This window comes from Microbispora sp. H10836, assembly GCF_012999525.1.
Taxonomy (GTDB): domain Bacteria; phylum Actinomycetota; class Actinomycetes; order Streptosporangiales; family Streptosporangiaceae; genus Microbispora.
In genome coordinates this window covers 1-17,875 of sequence record NZ_JABBWU010000022.1, presented here as the reverse complement: position 1 = coordinate 17,875, position 17,875 = coordinate 1, and the positions used below count along the sequence as shown (strand labels likewise).

The following is a 17,875-nucleotide window of genomic DNA, read 5'->3' as shown; positions in this document are numbered from 1 at the left end:
TTCATCGTAATCGCGAGGTCATCACTAAGCTACGGTCTCGTCATTAGGCGGGGGCCCAGGCGATGAGGAGACAGACCGTGATGCACGGCCAGACGGGCGCCTGGCGCGTCCCCGGCTACACGGAGATTCGTGAGCTCGGCACGGGGGGCGCCGGGCGCGTGGTGCTCGCGCGGCACGATGCCGACGACCTCCCGGTGGCGATCAAGTACCTGTCCGACGAGATGATGGCGGACCTCCACTTCGTCGCCCGGTTCCGGCACGAGGCTCGGCTGCTCGCGGCGATGGACCCCCACCCGCACGCGGTGCGCTTCTACGAGTACGTCGAGACCGCACGCGGGGCGGCCATCGTCATGGAACTCGTCGACGGCGTCTCGCTGCGCGCGATGCTCCGCTCGGAGGGCCCGACCGGGCCCGAGGCCGCGCTCACCGTGCTGAAGGGCTCGCTGCTCGCCCTGTCCGCGGCGCACTCCATCGGCATCGTCCACCGGGACTACAAGCCCGAGAACGTCATGGTCGAGGCCGACGGCATCAGCAAGCTCGTCGACTTCGGCATCGCGGCGCAGGCCGGCGAAGGGGTCAGGGCGGCGGGGACGCCGCCGTACATGGCCCCGGAGCAGTGGGCGGGCGGAAAGGCCGGACCGGCGAGCGACGTCTACGCCGCCACCGTCGTCTTCTTCGAGTGCCTCACCGGCGGCCGGCCCTTCCGGGCGCAGAACATGGCCGCGCTGGCCCGACAGCACCAGGCGACCCCTCCGCCGGTCGACGAGGTGCCGCCCCCGCTGCGCGACCTCGTGGAGCGCGGCATGGCCAAGCGGCCCGAGGACCGGTACACCTCGGTCGAGGAGTTCCTGCGGGAGCTCGAGACCGTCGCCGCCGGCACGTACGGCCCGGCCTGGGAGGAGCGCGGACGGCGGCGGCTCGCCGCGCTCGCCGGGCTGCTCGTGCCGTTCTTCCCGCTCAAGGAGAAGGCTCCGGAGACCGGCACCGCGCTGGCCGAGACGAAGCTCGGCGGCCTGCTGGCCCAGACCCGCATGAAGATCGGGCTGACCCTGGCCGGGATGGTCGTGATCGCGGGCGGGACGGTGGCGCTGGTGCAGACCGTGAGCGGCACCACCCTGCAGGCGGGGACGACGATCGAGACGTCGAGCTCGCCCCAGGTCGATCCCTCGTCCATCGACGTCGAGGACGAGTCGGACGAGCCCCCGGCGGAGGAACCCTCCGAGGAGCCCACCGAGGAGCCGGAGGAGACCAGCCCGACGCCGACCGCCAGCCGGCCCATGCCGCGCGCGTCGCAGCCGCCGGCCGTGCCCACCGCGACCCAGCGGCCGACCCGCAGGCCGAGCCCCTCGCCGAAGCCGAAGCCGACCGCGAAGCCCACGCAGAAGCCGAAGCCCTCGCCCAAGCCGGTTCCCTCGGAGGAGCCCACGGTCACGGTGGACCCGCCCAAGAACACCCCGACCAAGCGGCCCAACTCCACCCCGACCAGCAACCCGCCCACGCAGCCCTCCACCCAGCCCTCGCCGACGCAGAGCAACTCCGAGCCGACCCCGACTCCGGTTGATGAACCCACGCTGCAGTGACTCTCGGGTGGGTGGTGACGACCGGTCTCGTTCCCGCCACACTGGCCATGGACGCATGCGCGGACGACTCCGAAGGCGGCGGTAGATGCGTGAAGGCGTGACGGTCGCGGGGCACCGGCTCACCGGCCGCACCCGGAGCAGCGAGGTCGGCACCTGGGCGGACGCCGTCTCTCCCGACGGGCGGCCGTCCGGCGTGCTGCGGTTCGATCCTCGGGCCGTCGCGACGGCCCAGGCGCGCGAACGGATCGTCGCGGCCGTCGGCGCCGACGTGCGTCTCCAGCAGGGTGGCCCGATCGGCCTGCTGCCCGTGATCGACCTGGTGGCCGCGCGCGACGAGGTCTGGCTGATCACGGCCGGGGCGACGGCACTCGGCGATCTGATGGCCGCCGACCGGCTGGACGCGGGCGGCGCGGGGACCGTTCTCCTGGAGACCGCGCAGGCGCTGCTCGCCGTGCACGCCGCCGGGCTGGCCCACGGCGCGCTGCACCCCGGGACGGTCGTCGTCGGGGAGGACGGCTCGGTGCTGCTGGCCGAGCGCGGCCTGCTGCGGGCGATCCGGGGCGAGCACGCGTCCGCGGAGCAGGACGTCGCGGCCTGGGCCGCGCTCGCCGGCACGCTGGCCGCCGCAGGCGCCCAGGACCGTGCCGCGGCGGTACTGCGGTGGGCGTCCGCCGCCGCCCCGGCCCAGGGGCTCGCCTCCATGCGGGACACCCTGCTCGCCGAGCGTGCGGCGTTCCCGGGCATGGGCCGGGACGGGCTGGCGCGGGCCGCACGCGGCCTCCACGCGCCCGTGTCCCCCGAGATCCCCGTCGGCGCGGCGGCCGCCGGCTCTCCCTACGGGGAGGCCGTGACCCTGCTCGACCTGCCCGGCACGGTGGACGACCCCGGCGACGTGATGATGCGGTTCGGGCCGGGAGTGCCCACCGAGACCACGGCGGCGCAGATCTGGCGGTCCGGGCAGACCGCCGCGGCCGTCACGGCCACCCAGGCCCGTGAGGCGACTCCCCGCCGGCGCCGCAAGCGTACGACGGCATGGGCGGGCACCGTGCTGCTGGCGATCCTGATCGCCGCGGTGATCCTGTGGCTGCGCCAGCCGCCCGCCGCGTCGCTCGCGGTGAGCGGCGTCGACGTCAAGGCGCCCAAGAAGACGGTGCGCTGCGACGGCAGAGCCGACTTCACGGGCGTCGTCACGACCAACGGCGAGGCCGGGACGATCCGCTACCTCTGGATCCGCAGCGACGACCGCAAGCCGCTGGAGCAGGAGCAACGGATCTCCTCGGGAGACACGTCGGTGAACCTTCCCCTGCACTGGAAGGTGACCGGATCGGGATCGTTCAAGGGCACGGCCACGCTGCGGGTCCTGTCCCCCACGACGACCGGGAAACCAATCCAGGACAAGGCAAGTTTCACCTACAAATGCTGATTTCATTAGTGTGGCGCGCATGACGACGACCCCCGCCGGCTGGTATCCGGACCCGTACGGCTCCCCTCTCCTCCGTTGGTGGGACGGCACCCAGTGGACCGACGCCACCCACGCGCCCGAGCAGGAGGCCGGGGCCCCGCCCCAGCCGCAGTCACAGCCGCAGCCACAGCCACAGTTCCAGTCACAGCCGCAGTTCCAGCAGGCCCAGTTTCAGCAGGCCCAGTTCCAGCAGCCGGGGGCACCGTGGGGTCCCCCGAACCAGACGGCGCAGCTTCCCACGCCCGACTTCGGTGCACCGCGGCGTCAGGCGCCCGTCTGGCCGTGGATCGTGGGCGGCGTCGCCGCGGTGGTCGTGCTCGCGCTCGTCATCGGCGGCGCGGTCATCCTCCTGCGCGACCGCGCCGGCTCGGTCGTCGCCCGGCCCGAGATCACCGCGACGGCGCCACAGCTCGACCAGACCGTGCCGCCCCAGCCGGAGCCGCAGCAGTCCGCGCCGCCGCTGCCCCAGCTCCCCCAGCCGTCCGGTGACCGCATCCAGGACCCGGCGACCGGCCTGTCGTACGCGTACCCGGGCGACCAGTGGCAGGTGCCGGAGTCGAAGAACGTCAACGACCCGTCCGACCCGAGGATGCCGCTGTGGACGAGCGGCTGCCAGATGACGTCCCAGGCGAACTACGACGGCAGGGGCGGCGACTGGGTGGGCAGCGTCTACACCGCCGAGGTGCCCCAGATCTTCCCCTACAGCGGCCCGCAGAGCTTCGGACAGCTCTCCCAGACGCTGCTGCTCGCCTACGACCCGCTCTTCTACGGCATCCAGCACGAGCGCAAGGTGCTGCGCAGCGAGGCGACGACCGTGAGCGGCAAGCAGGGCTGGGTGATCGAGTTCGAGATGGACTTCACCAAGGTCGCCGAGGCCAACAGCCTGAAGTGGAAGAAGGAGAAGGGCGCGATCGTCCTCGTGGACCGCGGCCAGAACGCCCGTCCCGCGATGCTGTACATCTCGGTGCCGGACAACCTGGACCAGTCGGTCATCAAGCGCGTGGAGGACTCGCTCCAATCTCAGTGACGCCCCATTAGGCATGAGCATTACTCTTGAGCCATGACTGACCCGCTGGTCTGGATCGACTGTGAGATGACCGGGCTCGACCTCGGCCGCGACGCGCTGATCGAGGTGGCCTGCATAGTCACCGACAGCGAGCTGAACCAGCTGGATGAGGGCGTGGACGTCGTCATCAAGCCCCCCGCAGAGACGCTGGAGCAGATGTCCGAGGTCGTGCGGGAGATGCACACGGCCTCGGGCCTGCTGCGGGCCCTCGCGACGGGGGTGACCCTGGCGGAGGCCGAGGCCGTCGTGCTCGACTACATCCGCTCCCACGTGCCCGAGGCCAAGAAGGCGCCGCTGTGCGGCAACTCCATCGCGACCGACCGCTCCTTCATCGCCCGGGACATGCCGCTGGTGGACGCGTTCCTGCACTACCGGATGGTCGACGTGTCGTCGATCAAGGAGCTGGCCCGCCGCTGGTACCCCCGGGTCTACTTCGCCTCACCGGAGAAGCAGGGCGGGCACCGCGCGCTCGCCGACATCACCGAGAGCATCCGGGAGCTGCGCTACTACCGCGCCGCGGTCTTCGTGCCGCAGCCCGGCCCCGACTCCGCCACCGCCCGGGAGGTCGCGGAGGCCGTCTCCGGCCCCTGACCTCCGCACGCGGCGTTATTGGGGCGCGGAGGACTCCAAAATGCCGCTACACTTTCTTCGTACGCCTCGAACGGCGGACATGGTGGGTGTAGCTCAGCTGGCAGAGCGCCAGGTTGTGGTCCTGGATGTCGTGGGTTCAAGTCCCATCACTCACCCCAGACGGCGAGCGGCCGGTCCCAGCGGACCGGCCGCTCGTTTTTTATTCGTACGTATCCTCCGGGTGTATACCTTCAGCGTATAGTCTCGGATCATGACTGTTCCCCTCGCGTTGCTCGGCCTGCTGGAGCGGGAGCCGAGCCACGGCTACGACCTGAAACGCGACTACGACACCTTCTTCGGCCGGGGCAGACCGCTGCCCTTCGGGCAGGTGTACTCCACGCTCGGCCGCCTATCCAGGGACGGCAAGGTCACCGGGCAGAGCGAACCGGGCGACGGGCCGGAGCGCAAGCGCTACGCCATCACCCCCCTGGGCAGGCAGGAGGTCGCCACCTGGCTGGCCGAGCCGGTCGCGGCCGAGCCGTACCTGCAGACGGTGTTGTTCACCAAGGTCGTGCTGGCGCTGATGCTGGGCCGTGACGCGGCCGGCTACCTGGACGCGCAGCGCGCCACGCACATGCGGCGCATGCGGGAGCTGGCGGAGGTCAAGCGCGGCGGCTCCCTGACCGACGCCCTGCTGGCCGACCACGCCATGTTCCACCTGGAGGCGGACCTGCGGTGGATCGACGTCACCCAGGCCCGCCTGGGAGCGCTGGCCGAGACGGTGCGGGCGTCATGATCATCGAGGCTCGGGAGGTCAGCCGCTCCTACGGCAGCACGCCCGCGTTGCGGGAGGCGAACCTGTCGGTGGCCGCGGGCGAGGTGCTGGCCGTCATGGGGCCGAGCGGATCGGGCAAGTCGACGCTGCTGCACTGCCTGGCCGGCATCTTCGCGCCGGACAGTGGCGAGATCTGGTTCGACGGCCGCCGCCTGGACACCCTGGACGACGGCCGCCGCAGCGAGCTGCGGCGCACCGCCTTCGGCTTCGTCTTCCAGTTCGGCCAGCTCGTGCCGGAGCTGACCGCCGCCGACAACGTGATGCTGCCGCTGTTGCTGGGCCGTACCAGGAGAAAACACGCCGAGCGGCGGGCGGCCGAATGGCTGGAGCGACTGGAGCTGGGTGACCTCGGCGGCCGGCGCACCGGGGAGCTGTCCGGCGGGCAGGCGCAGCGCGTGGCGATCGCCAGAGCGCTGGTCACCCGGCCGCGCGTGGTCTTCGCCGACGAGCCGACCGGCGCGCTCGACTCGCTCACCGGCGAGCACGTGATGGACCTGCTGGTGGGCCTGGCCCGCGAGGAGGGCGCCACCGTGATCGTGGTGACCCACGACGCCCGGGTGGCCGCCTGCGCCGACCGGGAGGTCATGGTGCGCGACGGCCGGGTCTGCGATCCGTACGTCACCGGGGCCGTCCGATGATCCGGCTGGGCCTGCGGCTGTCGCTGAGCAGCGGCAGGGAGGCGGCGGCCAGGCTGGCGCTGATCGTCGCCGGGGTGGCGGCCGGCGTCGCGGTGCTGCTGGCCACGCTGTCGCTGTTCAACGCCTTCCAGGCCACGGGCGAGCGTCCCTGCTGGGAGTGCGTGAACGGCTCGGCGCCCAGCGGCTGGGCCCTCGACGCGACGGCCGACGGCGCGCTGTGGAGCTACCGCGAGGACTTCTACGGGGGCCGGACGATCAGGAGGCTCGACGCCGCCGCGCTCGGCACGCGGGCGCCGGTCATTCCCGGTCTGTCCCGCATGCCCGGCCCGGGGCAGTACTACGCCTCGCCCGCGCTGGCCGCTCTGCTCGACTCGGGCCCACGTGAGGAGCTGAGCGCCCGCTTCCCCGGCACGCGCGCCGGGCTGATCGGCGACGCGGCGCTGTCCGGGCCCGACGAGCTGGTCATCGTGGTGGGACGGACGCCGGATCAGGTCGCCGCCATGCCGGGCGCCAGGCAGGTCGACGTGATCGACGCCGAGCCCGCGGCCGACGACGGCGCGGACGTCTACCGGTTCGGCTTCGCCGTCGCCGCCGTCGGACTGATCGTCCCGCTGCTGGTGCTCGTGGGCACCGCCACCCGGCTGGCCGCCGCTCGCCGCGAGACCCGCTTCGCCGCCATCCGCCTGGTCGGCGCCACCACGCGGCAGATCAACGTGCTCGCGGCGGTGGACGCCGCGCTGGGCGCGCTGGCCGGCGCGCTGGCCGGTCTCGCGATCTTCCAGCTCGTACGGCCGGCCGTGGCCGGAGTGCGGATCACCGGCGCCCGGTTCTTCCCCGAGCTGGTCGCCCCGCACCTCTGGCAGTACGCGGCCGTGCTCGGCGGCGTGCCGGTCGCGGCGGCCTGCGCCGCCCTGTGGTCGCTGCGCCGGGTGCGGATCTCGCCGCTCGGCGTGGCGAGGAGGACCTCCGCGTCCCCGCCGAGAGCGTGGCGGGTGATCCCGCTGCTGACGGGGCTGGGGCTGTTCGCGGGCCCGGTGTACCGGGACGGCAAGCCCGACGAGCTGCTCGCCGTCGTCGCGCTCGCGCTGATCATGATCGGGCTGATGCTGGCCGGGCCCTGGCTGACCATGGTCGCCGCGCGCCTGGCCGCCCGGCTGACCCGGGGCGGGGCGACGCTGCTGGCCGCGCGGCGCCTGGCCGCCGACCCGAAGACCGCCTTCAGGTCGGTAAGCGGGCTGGTGCTGGCGGTGTTCATCGGGACGACGATCGCGGCCCTCGTGCCGGCGGTGGTCGCCGGCCAGCAGAAGGTGGCCGGCGGCGCGCTCAACGACGTCCTGGGCGCCTCGTTCGCCCGGCCGGGCGTCTCCGGCCTGTCCCCGCGTGCGGGAACGGAGTTGCTCGCCCGGCTGCGCGCCCACCCGGGCGTGGAGGTGCTGCCCATCTACGCAAGGGCGGACGTGGAGAAGGTCCCCCCGCGGCCCGACGGCCCGCCGCCCGCGCCGTACGTCGTCGAGTGCGCCGGGCTGGCCCGCTTCCCCGTGCTCGGCCGCTGCCCTGTGAAGATCGACGGCAGGAGCGCTCGCGCCGTTGCGGGCAACTTCGCCCGCATCGTCGGCGCCGACAACCCCCTCACCGTCGACAGGCTCCTTCCGCTGGCGGGCCCGGCCAGCCCGCCCGCCTCCTCCACCGACGGGCTCGACCTGGCGGCCGTCATGATCAGTACACGTGATCCGGCGGCGCTGGAGCGGCTGCGCACCCTGCTGGCCGGTTACACCGTCGAAGCGCCGATGACCTTCGCCGAGGTCGCCCGGGTCAGGGCGGACCTGTACGTCCGGGCGGAGAACATCGCACTGGCCGTGATCGGGCTCACCCTGGTGGCCGGCGCCTGCGGCCTCGTGGTGGCGGCCGGCGGCGGGCTGGTGGATCGCAGGCGGCCGTTCACCCTGCTGCGGCTGGCGGGCACGCCCACGCGCACCCTGGCCGCGGTGGTGCTGCTGGAGTCGGCGCTGCCGCTCGCGCTGGCCGCCGCGCTCGCGGCCGCCGCCGGTTTCGGCGTGGCCGAGCCGCTCCTCGACGCCCTCGCGATGAAGAGCGCGGCGTCCGCGATGCCGGGACCCGTCTACTTCGCCTCCCTCGGCGGCGGCCTGGCCGCCTCTCTCCTGGTGATCCTCACGACGCTGCCGCTGCTGCGGCGCATGACCGCGCCCGACAACGCGCGTTTCGAATAGGAGCCCCCGATGAAGCTCAGACCACTGGTGATCGCGCTGGCGTTACTCGCCCCCGCCGTCGCGGCCGTACCCGCGGCGGAGGCGGCCGACGGAGGTTATTCAGCCACGATCCGGCGCACCGAGTACGGCATCCCGCACATCACCGCCGAGGACTACGGCGACCTCGGATTCGGGTACGGCTACGCCTTCGCCCAGGACAACCTGTGCACGCTGGCCTCCTGGGTGGTGACGCTGCGCGGCGAACGGTCCCGCTACTTCGGCCCCGAGGCCGAGTCCGACGACCCGGTCCGCCCGGTCGCCAACCTCGCCAGCGACGTGTACTACAAGAGCGTCGCCGACTCCGGCGTCGTACGGCGGCTGCTGGCCCGGCCCGCGCCGATCGGCCCAGGCGACGAGCTGCGCCGCCTGGTCGATGGCTACGTCGCCGGGTACAACCGCTACCTCGCGGACACCGGCGTGGCGAACCTGCCCGACCCCACCTGCCGGGGCAAGGCCTGGGTCGGCCCGATCACCGCCGGCGACATGTGGCACAACCTGCTCGACCTCAGCCGGATGCTCTCCAGCTCGCCGCTCAAGGAGGCCGTCACCGGGATCGCCGGACCCGAGGACGCGGGACCTCCGGAAGACAGGCCGCCGCAGCCCAAGCCCGCGGCGGGCAGCAACGCCTGGGCCCTGGGCCGTCAGGCCACCCGCGGGGGCGGCGGCATGGTGCTGGCCGACCCGCACTTCCCCTGGCAGGGGATCCGCCGCTTCTACCAGGTCCAGCTCACCATCCCCGGCGTGCTCGACGTCTCCGGCGGCAGCCTGTACGGCACACCGGTCGTCCAGATCGGCCACAACGCCAGGGTCGCCTGGACCCACACCGTCTCCCACGCCCAGCGTTTCACCGTCTACCGGCTGGCACTCGCGGACGGCCACAGCTACACGGTGGACGGCCGGGCGGAGCCGATGGGCGAGCAGGAGGTGGAGGTCACGCTGCCGGACGGCACCGTCTCCGCCCACACACTCCTCACCTCGCGCTACGGCCCGGTGCTCGCAGTTGGGCACACCGACGAGGCCGCGTACGCGCTGGCCGACGCGAACGCCGCCAACCTGCGGGCGGCCGACGAATGGCTGGCGATGGCCAGGGCGGGCAGCGTCGACGAGCTGCGCGCGGCCCAGCGGACCTACCAGGGGATGCCGTTCGTCCACACCCTCGCCACCGACGCGGGCGGGACCGCCTACTTCGCCGACACCTCGGTCGTCCCCCACGTCGGCGACGCCGAAGCGAAGCGCTGCGCCAAGCCCTCGCCCGTCCCGGGCCTGGATGCGTACGTGCTGGACGGTGCGACCTCCGCGTGCCTGTGGGGCAGGGACGGCGACGCCGTCGTGCCGGGCATCTTCGGGCCCGGCAGCCAGCCGAAGCTGGTCCGCGCCGACTACGTGGCCAACTCCAACAACACCTACTGGATGACGAACCCGGACAAGCCGCTCACTGGTTATCCCAAGGCGTACGGCGAGACGGGCACGGACCTGGAGCCGCGCCCCCGGGTCGGCCTCGACATGATCGCTCAGCGGCTGTCCGGGGCCGATGGGCTCGGCGCGCCCGGCTTCACGCTGGAGACGCTGCAGGCCACGGTGCACGGCAAGCGCAACCTCACCTTCGAGCTGATGCGCGACGACCTGCTGAAGATGTGCCGTACCGACTCCTGGGCGGACGTGCGCGAGGCCTGCCGGACGCTGGGCAAGTGGGACGGGCGCGCCACCCTGGACGGCGAGGGCGCCGTCCTGTGGCGGGAGTTCTTCGCCCGGCTCGGTCGTCCCATGTGGCGGGTGCCGTTCGACCCCGCGCGCCCGCTGACCACCCCTCGCGGCCTCAAGAACGACCCCGCCGTACGGCAGGCCCTCGCCGACGCCGTGCTGTTCTTCCGGTCCAACCGGATCCCGCTGACACTCACTCCCGGGCAGGCGCAGAGCTACTCCTCCATCCCGATTCCCGGCTGCACGGAAGGGGAGGGCTGCTTCGACCGGGTGCGCATGCGCGGACCACTGGGCGCGGACGGACGCTACCCGGAGGTGGACACCGGCTCCAGCTTCATGATGGCCGTCGAACTCACCCCCGGTGGGCCGCGTGCGCGCACCGTCCTCACCTACTCCTTGTCCGCCAACCCCGCCTCGCCGCATCACACTGACCAGACGGCCCTGTTCTCGCGCGGCGGGTGGGTCACCGAGCGCTTCACCGCCGCGGAGATCGCCGCCGATCCGCGTCTCAGGACCGTCACGGTCCGTGGCGGCGTTGACGCGGGCAAGTAAGCACTCTTTGCCCCAAAGGTGGATATTGCGGGTTATGCTCTCGCTCACAACCGCCGTGCGGGGGCCTCGGCGATCTCTGACGTCTTCGACGGAGGCCGGATGAGAATCGACGACCGCACCGCAATGGGGCTGAGCAAGCGGGAGACCGAGGTCATGGAGCTGATCGCGACCGGTCACTCCAATGGCGAGATCGCCCAGCGGCTGTTCCTGAGCGAGAAAACCGTGAAGAACCACGTGAACCGCATCTACGCCAAGCTCGGGGTGGAGTCGCGGGTCAGGGCGATCTGCCGTTGGCGCGGCGAGGCCGAGCCCTCCTCAGGGCAGTGACCGGCCGGATCCGAGCAGAGCGGCGCGCAGTCCGGCGAGCCCGTACTCGAGCTCGTCGGGCTGGACGGACAGGGCGGGGCGCAGCCGCACCGACCGTTCGCCGCAGCGCAGCACCAGGATCGCGTGCTCCTCCCTGAGCCGGGAGACCAGCCCTCCGGGGTCGGGGACGTCGAAGGCGCACATGAGCCCGCGGCCGCGGGCGTTGACGACCAGGCCGTCGGCCTCCAGTCCCCGCAGGGCCCCCAGCAGCTTCTCGCCCAGGATGGCCGCCCTGGGGATCAGGCCGTCCCGTTCGATGATCTCCAGCAGGCGGCGGGAGCGGACCATGTCGACCAGGCCGCCGCCCCAGGTGGAGTTGATCCTGCCGCTCACCCGGAACACGTTGTCGGGCACGAGGTCCACCCTGCGGCCCGCCATGATGCCGCCGACCTGGACCTTCTTCGCGAAGGCCACGATGTCGGGAGCCAGCCCCAACTGCTGGTACGCCCAGGGGGTGCCGGTCAGGCCGACGCCGGTCTGCACCTCGTCCACGACGAACAGGGCCTCGTACTCGTGGCAGAGCGCCTGCATCGCCTGGAGGAACTCGGGACGCATGTGGTTGTCGCCGCCCTCGCCCTGGATCGGTTCGGCGATGAAGCAGGCGATGTCGTGGCGGAACCGCTCGAACGCCTCCCTGGCCTGCGCCAGCGCGCGCCTCTCGGCCCGTTCGACGTTCCCGAGGTGGATGGCGGGGACGTCGATGCGCGGCCAGCAGAACCGGGGGAACCTGTCGGTCTTTACCGGGTCGGTGTTGGTGAGCGAGAGCGTGTAGCCGCCGCGGCCGTGGAAGGCCCGGGTGAGGTGGAGGACGCGGGTGCCGAGGCCGGGGTGGCGGCCGTGGGCCTCATTCCAGCGGCTCTTCCAGTCGAAGGCGCACTTGAGCGCGTTCTCCACGGCCGCCGACCCGCCCTCGACGAAGAACAGGTGCGGCAGTTCGGGGTCGCCGAGCACGCGCCGGAACGTCTCCACGAACTCGGCGAGGTGGACGGTGTACATGTCGGAGTTGGCCGGCTTGTTGGCCGCCACCCGGCCGAGCAGTGCGACGAACTCCGGGTCGTCGGCGAACGGGTTCACCCCGAGCGGCGACGACGCGAAGAACGTGTAGAAGTCCAGATACCTCCGGTCGTCGCGGGCGTCGACCAGCCAGGAGCCGGCGCTCCTGTCCAGGTCGAGCACCAGACGGTAACCGTCGACGAGCAGGTGCCGTGCGAGGGCGTCGTGTACGGCGGTGGGGTCCATTTCGCCTCCGCGTCATACTGGGAAACGAGATGATTCCCTCACACACGGCCATCTATGTGAATAGTTTTCGCCCAGATAGCACCTTCGAAGGACATCTTTCAGTCCGTAAGGGTAGGTTCGGCGTCCGAGAAGCTCATCACGGGCGGCCTGCGGGTGAACATCCAGATCAGCCCCACCGTGAACGTGATTCCCGAGAGGCTGGTCCACAACCAGATCGGCGGCTCGCGGTCCTGGATGACGATTCGGACCCGTTTGTGTACCTTTGCTTCAGATTCCGTGGCACTGCACGGATATCAGCGATCTTTTCTGAGGCAGGGATGATGATCGACCGTACTCGCCTGGCCCGGCTCCTCGACCGCGAGCGCGGCGCGTTCCGGGAGCGCAACCCGCGCTCGGCCGCCGCGTACGAGCAGGCGAGAGGCCACCTGTTCGGCGGCGTGCCGATGACGTGGATGAACAAGACGGCGGCGGGCTTCCCCCTGTACCTGGCCGAGGCGCACGGCGCCCGCGTCACCGACCTGGACGGCCACGAGTACGTCGACCTCTGCCTCGGCGACACGGGCGCGATGGCGGGACACTCGCCTCGTGCGACCGTGGAGGCGGTGGCCGACCGGTTCGGCCGGCTGGGCGGGGCCACGGTCATGATGCCGACCGAGGACGCCGCCTGGGTCGGCGCCGAGCTGGGCCGGCGGTTCGGCCTGCCCTACTGGAGCTTCTCGCTGACGGCCACGGACGCCAACCGGTGGGCGATCCGGCTGGCCAGGGCGATCACCGGCAGGCCCAAGATCCTCGTGAACAGCTACTGCTACCACGGCAGTGTCGACGAGGTGCTGATCGTGGTCGGCCCGGACGGCGAGCAGGTCTCCCGTGAAGGCAACGTCGGCGCGCCGGTCGACCCCACCGCCACCTCGCGCGTCGTCGAGTTCAACGACCTGCCCTCGCTGGAGCGCGAACTGGCGTACGGCGACGTCGCGGCGGTCCTCATGGAGCCCGCCCTCACCAACATCGGGATCGTGCTGCCCGAGCCGGGTTACCTGGAGGGCGTGCGGGAGCTGACGCGGCGATACGGCAGCCTGCTGATCAACGACGAGACGCACACCCTCTCGGCGGGACCGGGCGGCTGCACGAAGGCCTGGGACCTGCACCCCGACATCGTCACGATCGGCAAGGCGATCGGCGGCGGCATCCCCAGCGGCGGGTACGGCCTGTCCGCCGAGGTCGCGGCGCGCATCGAGGCGATGGAGGGCCTCGACCTGGTCGACATGGGCGGGGTCGGCGGCACGCTGGCCGGCAACGCCCTGTCGGTCGCCGCGATGCGCGCGACGCTGGAGCACGTGCTCACCGACGACGCGTTCGCCGCCATGACCGAGCTGGCGACCCGCTTCGCCAAGGGCGTCCAGGAGGTGATCGACGAGCACGGCCTGCCGTGGTCGGTCACCCGGCTCGGTGCGCGCGCCGAGTACCGCTTCACCAGCCCGGCCCCCCGTAACGGCGGCGAGTCGAACGCGGCCGGCGACCCCGACCTGGACGACTACCTGCACGTCTACCTGGCCAACCGGGGCGTGCTGCTCACGCCGTTCCACAACATGGCGCTGATGTCGCCCGCCACCACCGAGGCGGACGTGGACCTCCACCACGAGGTGTTCGCCGCGGCCGTGGCGGACCTGGTCTCATGACCCTCGACGAGGTCGACCGGGTCCTGCTGCGCGAGCTGCAGCGGGACGGCCGGGCCTCCTACACCGCGCTCGCCGAGGCCACCGGCCTGTCGGCGCCCGCCGTACGGCAACGCGTGCAGCGGCTGCGCGACGAGGGCGTCGTGCAGATCGTCGGCGTCACCGACCCGATGGCGCTGGGCCTGCCGGTCATGGCGCTGATCGGCGTCCGCGTCGACAGCGACGTGCACGAGGTCGCCGACCGGATCAGCGAGCTGTCCGGCGTGATCTACGTGGTGCTCACGGCGGGCTCGTTCGACCTGTTCGCCGAGGTGGTGTGCCGGGAGCCGGCCGAGCTTCTCACCGTGCTCAACGACCACGTCAAGCGGGTGCCGGGCGTCACCCGGGCCGAGGCGTTCACCTACTTCGGGATCCACACCCACCGGTTCGCCTGGCCGGGCGTCTGAGGGTCCTACAGGCCCTTCAGGAAACGGGCGGCGATGGGCACGGCGGCGCCGCGGCCGGTGCCGCCGTGCTCGACGAACACGGCGAAGGCGAGGTCGCCCCGGTAGCCGATGAACCAGGCGTGGTCCTGCCCGCCCTGCCCGTCCTCGGCGGTGCCGGTCTTGCCCGCGACCCCCTGTGGAAGCCCGGAACCGGCGGCGGTCCCGTCCACCGTGACCGCGCCCATCAGCGAACGCAGCCCCTCCGCCACGTTCGACGGCAGCGGCACGTTCTGCGGCAGCTCCCCCTGCTGCTCCTCGTCCGCCAGCGGGCGGGCCGGCCGCCACTCGCCGCTCTCCACGGCGGCGGCGACCAACGCCATGCAGAGCGGGGTCGCCTCGACCGTGCCCTGGCCGAAGGAGTCCTCGGCGAGCGCGTCCGGGTTCTCCGGCCGCCGGAGGCTGCCGCACGTGCTCATGCCGCCGCTCTCCCCCTCCACCGCGAAGCCGAACGCCTTGGCCTGCTCGACCAGCGTGTCACTGCTCAGCCGCTCGATCGTCAGCCGGGCGAACGTGGTGTTGCACGACAGGGCGAACGCCTGCCGCAGCGTGACCGTCCCGTGGTTCTCGTTGCGATAGTTGTGGATCGACCGGTTCATGGGGATCTGGTAGGCCGCCGGGCAGTCCACCGTGCTGTCCGGGGACAGCCCGTTGTTCAGCAGCGCCGCCGCCGTGATCGTCTTGAACGTCGAGCCGGGGGCGTACTTTCGCTCGAACGCCCCGCGGCCGCCCAGGCGGTCGGCGACCGCGAGGATCTCCCCCGTCGACGGACGTATGGCCACGATGGCGCCGCGCTGCACGCCGTCGAGCGCCCGGGCCGCCGCGGCCTGCGTCGCGTAGTCGATCGTGGTCCGTACACCGGCCGGCCGCTTGTCCGGCTTGTACGAAAGGACGGTCTTCGACGGCAGGCCCGGATTGTCGACCTCCAGCGCCCACCCCACGGCCACACCCGTCGCGGGCGCCACTCCCTGCTTCACCAGGTTCTCGAGGTACGCCTCGGCGCCCGAGTTCCGCGGGAACTCCCGCCCTCCCCTGGTCACCGGCTGCAGCGGTCCCACCTCCGGCGCGGTCCTGACGAGACTGCCGCCCGGCTGGATCTCCGGATGCAGGACGGCAGGCGTCCAGAGCACCTTCCAGGTGAGGTCCCGTACGGCGAGATGCAGGCTGGAGTCGAATCGCCAGGTGCCGGCGTCCTGCTCGTCCCGCTCCTGCGTGAACGGGATCTCGGCCGTCTCGTCCCCGGTGCGGACCATGTCGCCGACCGTGATCCGCAGCGAGCCGGACAGAGCGGCGTCCTCGAACGCGCGGTGCTGGTCCGCGAAGTCGTCGGGGGGCTCGTCGACCAGGTCGTGCATGGCGTCGTAGTCGCCCTTGACCCAGGCCTGGAAATAGGCGGCGGCCGTCTCGTCCGGAGAGCCTTCCGGGGAGCCCGCGGGGGACGGCTCGGGAGATGACTCGGGACGGAGCTGGAGCGTCTGCGGGCCGGCGGGTGCGAGTGTCCCCCGCGGCGCGGCGACGAAGTCCGAGCTCGGCTCCTGCCTGCCGGACACAATGAGTCCGACAACGCCGAAGACGAAGATGGCCGCGGCGACCATGACGAGGGCGAGCAGGGCCCTGTTCCGCATACGGTTCTCATATCACGCGAAAGGAGCCATAGGTGGCAAGGAGCAGAGAACCGTTGCCAGGCCGCTACCCGGTGACCTTCGGCGAGGTGGAGCTCCTGCGCGACCTCGACCGGCCGGACGGATGGATGCTTATCAGGGACGGCGTCCCCCAGTCGTACGTGGACCTGACCGATCCCACCTATCTGGACTTCTCCTACACCCAGCTCATGGCAAGTGTGATCGACTGCCTGCCCGAAGGCCCGCTTGACGCCGTCCATATCGGCGGCGGGGCCTGCACGATCCCGCGCTACATCTCCGCCCGGCGGCCCGGCTCCCGGCACATCGTGGTGGAGCCGGACGCCGCGCTGGTCCAGCTCGTGCGCGACCAGCTCAGCCTCAAGTCGGTGCCCCGGCTGAAAGTACGGGTCGTGGACGGCCGCGCGGCGACGGCGGACCTCGGGGACGACTCGGCCGACCTGTTCGTGCTCGACGCGTTCACGGGCGCGACGATGCCGGTCGAGCTCGCGACCGTCCAGTACATGGCGGAGATCGCGCGCGTACTGCGCCCCTCCGGCACGGCGCTGATCAACGTGGCGGACGGCAAGGGCCTGCCCTTCGTCAAGCGGGTCGCCTCCACGGTGAGCCGCGTCTTCCCGCACGTCGCGCTGCTGGCCGAGCCCGGCATCCTGCGCGGGCGCAGGTTCGGCAACGTCATCCTCGCGGCCTCGCCCGGCGACCTGCCGATCGACGGATTGACCAGGAAGGCGGCCGGCGGCCTCACCCAGGCCCGGTGCGTGGCGGACGAGGACCTCACCCGGCTGGTCGCGGGGGCCGCTCCCATCCGCGACGGCGACGCCGTCCTCGCCCCCGTCCCCCCGCCCGGCCTGTTCGAGTAGCCGGCCCTCGTGGAGATCACCCAGGCGAATCGCGCTCTGTTGAGCCGGCTGCTGCCGGGCGTCGAACCGGACGATCTCACCGTCCGCCACGGGCAGTTCCACCAGGTAGTGATCGGTGCAGACCGTGTCGTGTGCCTGCCTCGCACGGCAGCGGCCGCTCCTGACCGAACTGGCCAGGATCGGCGCTGAGGCAGGCGGTGCGGGGAAGAAGGTGCGAGCGGCCCTGCCGGCACCACAGGAAGATCGGTGGCGACGGTTCGCAGCGGACGTCCGCGCCGAACTGTTCGGGCTCATGTCCGGCAAGGGGCGCCAACGAGCCGAGCAGGAACTCGCGGCACTCGACCGCCTTCCTCACATCGCCCACGCGGTGGTGCACGGTGATCTCGGCGCCGAGAACGTCCTGTGGGAGTGCCGCGACGGACTGCCGGTGCTCACCGCGGTGATCGATTGGGATGAGGTCACGATCGGCGATCCCGCCGAGGACCTGGCGGCCGTTGACGCCAGCTACGGCACGCGTTTCCTGCATCGGCTGCTCGCACTGGGCGGCTGGTCGGACAGCACGATGACCACCCGCATCGCCATGATTCGCGCCACCTTCGCGCTGCAGCAGGCCCTGTCCGCGCAGCGGGACGGCGACGAAGCACAACTGGCGGACGGACTGACCGGCTACCGCTGACTTCCTCCCCGGGGAGAACGCTTCCGGCCACAGCATCAACCCGCCTCGTGTCGTCGTGGTCGTCACTCCCGGACCCGCCTGGTTCGGGCTGGGTGGTAGGTGAAGGCCCAGCGGTCTTTGCCGGTCTTGTGGCGGGTGTAACGGTCGGGGTGCTGGTAGCGGTCGCGGTTGTGGAACTGGCAGGCCGGGCCCAGCAGTTTGAGGTCGGTCAGGCCGCCGGTGCTCCAGTTGTCGGCGTGGTCGATCTGGCACCTGGTGGCCGGGAGCG

Annotated in this window: 14 protein-coding genes, 1 tRNA gene and 2 pseudogenes; 14 read left to right on the top strand and 3 right to left on the bottom strand. The window is 71.9% G+C overall.

Going from position 1 to position 17,875, the window contains the following annotated elements:
• The first annotated feature begins 80 nt into the window (after nucleotides 1–80).
• The 10 genes from HHX30_RS31910 to HHX30_RS31865 all read left to right on the top strand — a co-directional run bounded on the left by HHX30_RS31910 (nucleotide 81) and on the right by HHX30_RS31865 (nucleotide 10,998).
• Nucleotides 81–1,580 (top strand): serine/threonine-protein kinase, encoded by a 1,500-nt coding sequence (locus tag HHX30_RS31910; protein WP_169986639.1) that lies wholly within the window; start codon nucleotides 81–83, stop codon nucleotides 1,578–1,580.
• Nucleotides 1,581–1,665: 85 nt separating this feature from the next.
• Nucleotides 1,666–3,003: a hypothetical protein gene (locus HHX30_RS31905; RefSeq protein WP_169986637.1), complete on the top strand. Its 1,338-nt coding sequence runs from the start codon at nucleotides 1,666–1,668 to the stop codon at nucleotides 3,001–3,003.
• Nucleotides 3,004–3,022: 19 nt separating this feature from the next.
• Nucleotides 3,023–4,069 (top strand): DUF2510 domain-containing protein, encoded by a 1,047-nt coding sequence (locus HHX30_RS31900; protein WP_169986636.1) that lies wholly within the window; start codon nucleotides 3,023–3,025, stop codon nucleotides 4,067–4,069.
• Between the two features lie 33 nt (nucleotides 4,070–4,102).
• Nucleotides 4,103–4,699: an oligoribonuclease gene (gene orn / locus HHX30_RS31895; protein WP_169986634.1), complete on the top strand. Its 597-nt coding sequence runs from the start codon at nucleotides 4,103–4,105 to the stop codon at nucleotides 4,697–4,699.
• Nucleotides 4,700–4,781: 82 nt separating this feature from the next.
• A tRNA-His gene (locus HHX30_RS31890) sits at nucleotides 4,782–4,857 on the top strand.
• Between the two features lie 92 nt (nucleotides 4,858–4,949).
• Nucleotides 4,950–5,474, top strand: a complete 525-nt coding sequence (locus HHX30_RS31885) for a PadR family transcriptional regulator (protein WP_169986632.1) — start codon at nucleotides 4,950–4,952, stop codon at nucleotides 5,472–5,474.
• The gene (locus HHX30_RS31880; RefSeq protein ID WP_169986630.1) at nucleotides 5,471–6,151 is read left to right on the top strand and encodes an ABC transporter ATP-binding protein; all 681 of its coding nucleotides are present in this window, start codon (nucleotides 5,471–5,473) and stop codon (nucleotides 6,149–6,151) included. Before HHX30_RS31885 ends, HHX30_RS31880 begins: the two co-directional genes overlap by 4 nt.
• Nucleotides 6,148–8,379: an FtsX-like permease family protein gene (locus tag HHX30_RS31875; protein WP_169986628.1), complete on the top strand. Its 2,232-nt coding sequence runs from the start codon at nucleotides 6,148–6,150 to the stop codon at nucleotides 8,377–8,379. Before HHX30_RS31880 ends, HHX30_RS31875 begins: the two co-directional genes overlap by 4 nt.
• A 9-nt stretch (nucleotides 8,380–8,388) precedes the next feature.
• A complete protein-coding gene (locus HHX30_RS31870; protein ID WP_169986626.1) occupies nucleotides 8,389–10,671 on the top strand; it encodes a penicillin acylase family protein in 2,283 nt (760 codons plus the stop codon).
• 99 nt (nucleotides 10,672–10,770) lie between these two features.
• Complete coding sequence (locus HHX30_RS31865; RefSeq protein ID WP_169986625.1) at nucleotides 10,771–10,998, top strand: response regulator transcription factor; 228 nt, start codon at nucleotides 10,771–10,773, stop codon at nucleotides 10,996–10,998.
• Here the strand turns inward: HHX30_RS31865 and lat are convergent.
• Nucleotides 10,987–12,276, bottom strand: a complete 1,290-nt coding sequence (lat, locus tag HHX30_RS31860; RefSeq protein ID WP_169986623.1) for an L-lysine 6-transaminase — start codon at nucleotides 12,274–12,276, stop codon at nucleotides 10,987–10,989. The genes HHX30_RS31865 and lat overlap by 12 nt on opposite strands.
• Before the next feature lie 320 nt (nucleotides 12,277–12,596).
• Between lat and HHX30_RS31855 the strand changes: the two genes are divergently transcribed.
• Together HHX30_RS31855 and HHX30_RS31850 are read left to right on the top strand one after the other, a co-directional pair.
• On the top strand, nucleotides 12,597–13,952 hold the full coding sequence (locus HHX30_RS31855) for a transaminase (protein WP_169986621.1): 1,356 nt from the start codon (nucleotides 12,597–12,599) through the stop codon (nucleotides 13,950–13,952).
• Nucleotides 13,949–14,395 (top strand): Lrp/AsnC family transcriptional regulator, encoded by a 447-nt coding sequence (locus HHX30_RS31850; protein ID WP_169986619.1) that lies wholly within the window; start codon nucleotides 13,949–13,951, stop codon nucleotides 14,393–14,395. Before HHX30_RS31855 ends, HHX30_RS31850 begins: the two co-directional genes overlap by 4 nt.
• A gap of 5 nt (nucleotides 14,396–14,400) precedes the next feature.
• Here the strand turns inward: HHX30_RS31850 and HHX30_RS31845 are convergent, their stop codons facing one another.
• Complete coding sequence (locus HHX30_RS31845) at nucleotides 14,401–16,056, bottom strand: penicillin-binding transpeptidase domain-containing protein (RefSeq protein WP_169986616.1); 1,656 nt, start codon at nucleotides 16,054–16,056, stop codon at nucleotides 14,401–14,403.
• Between the two features lie 32 nt (nucleotides 16,057–16,088).
• Here HHX30_RS31845 and HHX30_RS31840 point away from each other — a divergent pair, with 32 nt between their 5' ends.
• Entirely contained in the window at nucleotides 16,089–16,931 is an 843-nt protein-coding gene (locus HHX30_RS31840) for a fused MFS/spermidine synthase (RefSeq protein ID WP_311922956.1), read from the top strand.
• Nucleotides 16,932–16,940: 9 nt separating this feature from the next.
• A pseudogene (locus tag HHX30_RS31835) lies at nucleotides 16,941–17,607 on the top strand (phosphotransferase family protein).
• Nucleotides 17,608–17,669: 62 nt separating this feature from the next.
• Here the strand turns inward: HHX30_RS31835 and HHX30_RS31830 are convergent.
• A pseudogene (locus tag HHX30_RS31830) lies at nucleotides 17,670–17,875 on the bottom strand (hypothetical protein); the annotation flags it as partial.

What these genes read in the sequence shown, in the direction of transcription:
- HHX30_RS31910 (WP_169986639.1), top strand. Translation starts at nt 81, where the DNA reads ATGCACGGCCAGACGGGCGCCTGGCGCGTCCCCGGCTACACGGAGATT.
- HHX30_RS31905 (WP_169986637.1), top strand. Translation starts at nt 1,666, where the DNA reads ATGCGTGAAGGCGTGACGGTCGCGGGGCACCGGCTCACCGGCCGCACC.
- HHX30_RS31900 (WP_169986636.1), top strand. Translation starts at nt 3,023, where the DNA reads ATGACGACGACCCCCGCCGGCTGGTATCCGGACCCGTACGGCTCCCCT.
- orn (WP_169986634.1), top strand. Translation starts at nt 4,103, where the DNA reads ATGACTGACCCGCTGGTCTGGATCGACTGTGAGATGACCGGGCTCGAC.
- HHX30_RS31885 (WP_169986632.1), top strand. Translation starts at nt 4,950, where the DNA reads ATGACTGTTCCCCTCGCGTTGCTCGGCCTGCTGGAGCGGGAGCCGAGC.
- HHX30_RS31880 (WP_169986630.1), top strand. Translation starts at nt 5,471, where the DNA reads ATGATCATCGAGGCTCGGGAGGTCAGCCGCTCCTACGGCAGCACGCCC.
- HHX30_RS31875 (WP_169986628.1), top strand. Translation starts at nt 6,148, where the DNA reads ATGATCCGGCTGGGCCTGCGGCTGTCGCTGAGCAGCGGCAGGGAGGCG.
- HHX30_RS31870 (WP_169986626.1), top strand. Translation starts at nt 8,389, where the DNA reads ATGAAGCTCAGACCACTGGTGATCGCGCTGGCGTTACTCGCCCCCGCC.
- HHX30_RS31865 (WP_169986625.1), top strand. Translation starts at nt 10,771, where the DNA reads ATGAGAATCGACGACCGCACCGCAATGGGGCTGAGCAAGCGGGAGACC.
- lat (WP_169986623.1), bottom strand. Translation starts at nt 12,276, where the DNA reads ATGGACCCCACCGCCGTACACGACGCCCTCGCACGGCACCTGCTCGTC.
- HHX30_RS31855 (WP_169986621.1), top strand. Translation starts at nt 12,597, where the DNA reads ATGATCGACCGTACTCGCCTGGCCCGGCTCCTCGACCGCGAGCGCGGC.
- HHX30_RS31850 (WP_169986619.1), top strand. Translation starts at nt 13,949, where the DNA reads ATGACCCTCGACGAGGTCGACCGGGTCCTGCTGCGCGAGCTGCAGCGG.
- HHX30_RS31845 (WP_169986616.1), bottom strand. Translation starts at nt 16,056, where the DNA reads ATGCGGAACAGGGCCCTGCTCGCCCTCGTCATGGTCGCCGCGGCCATC.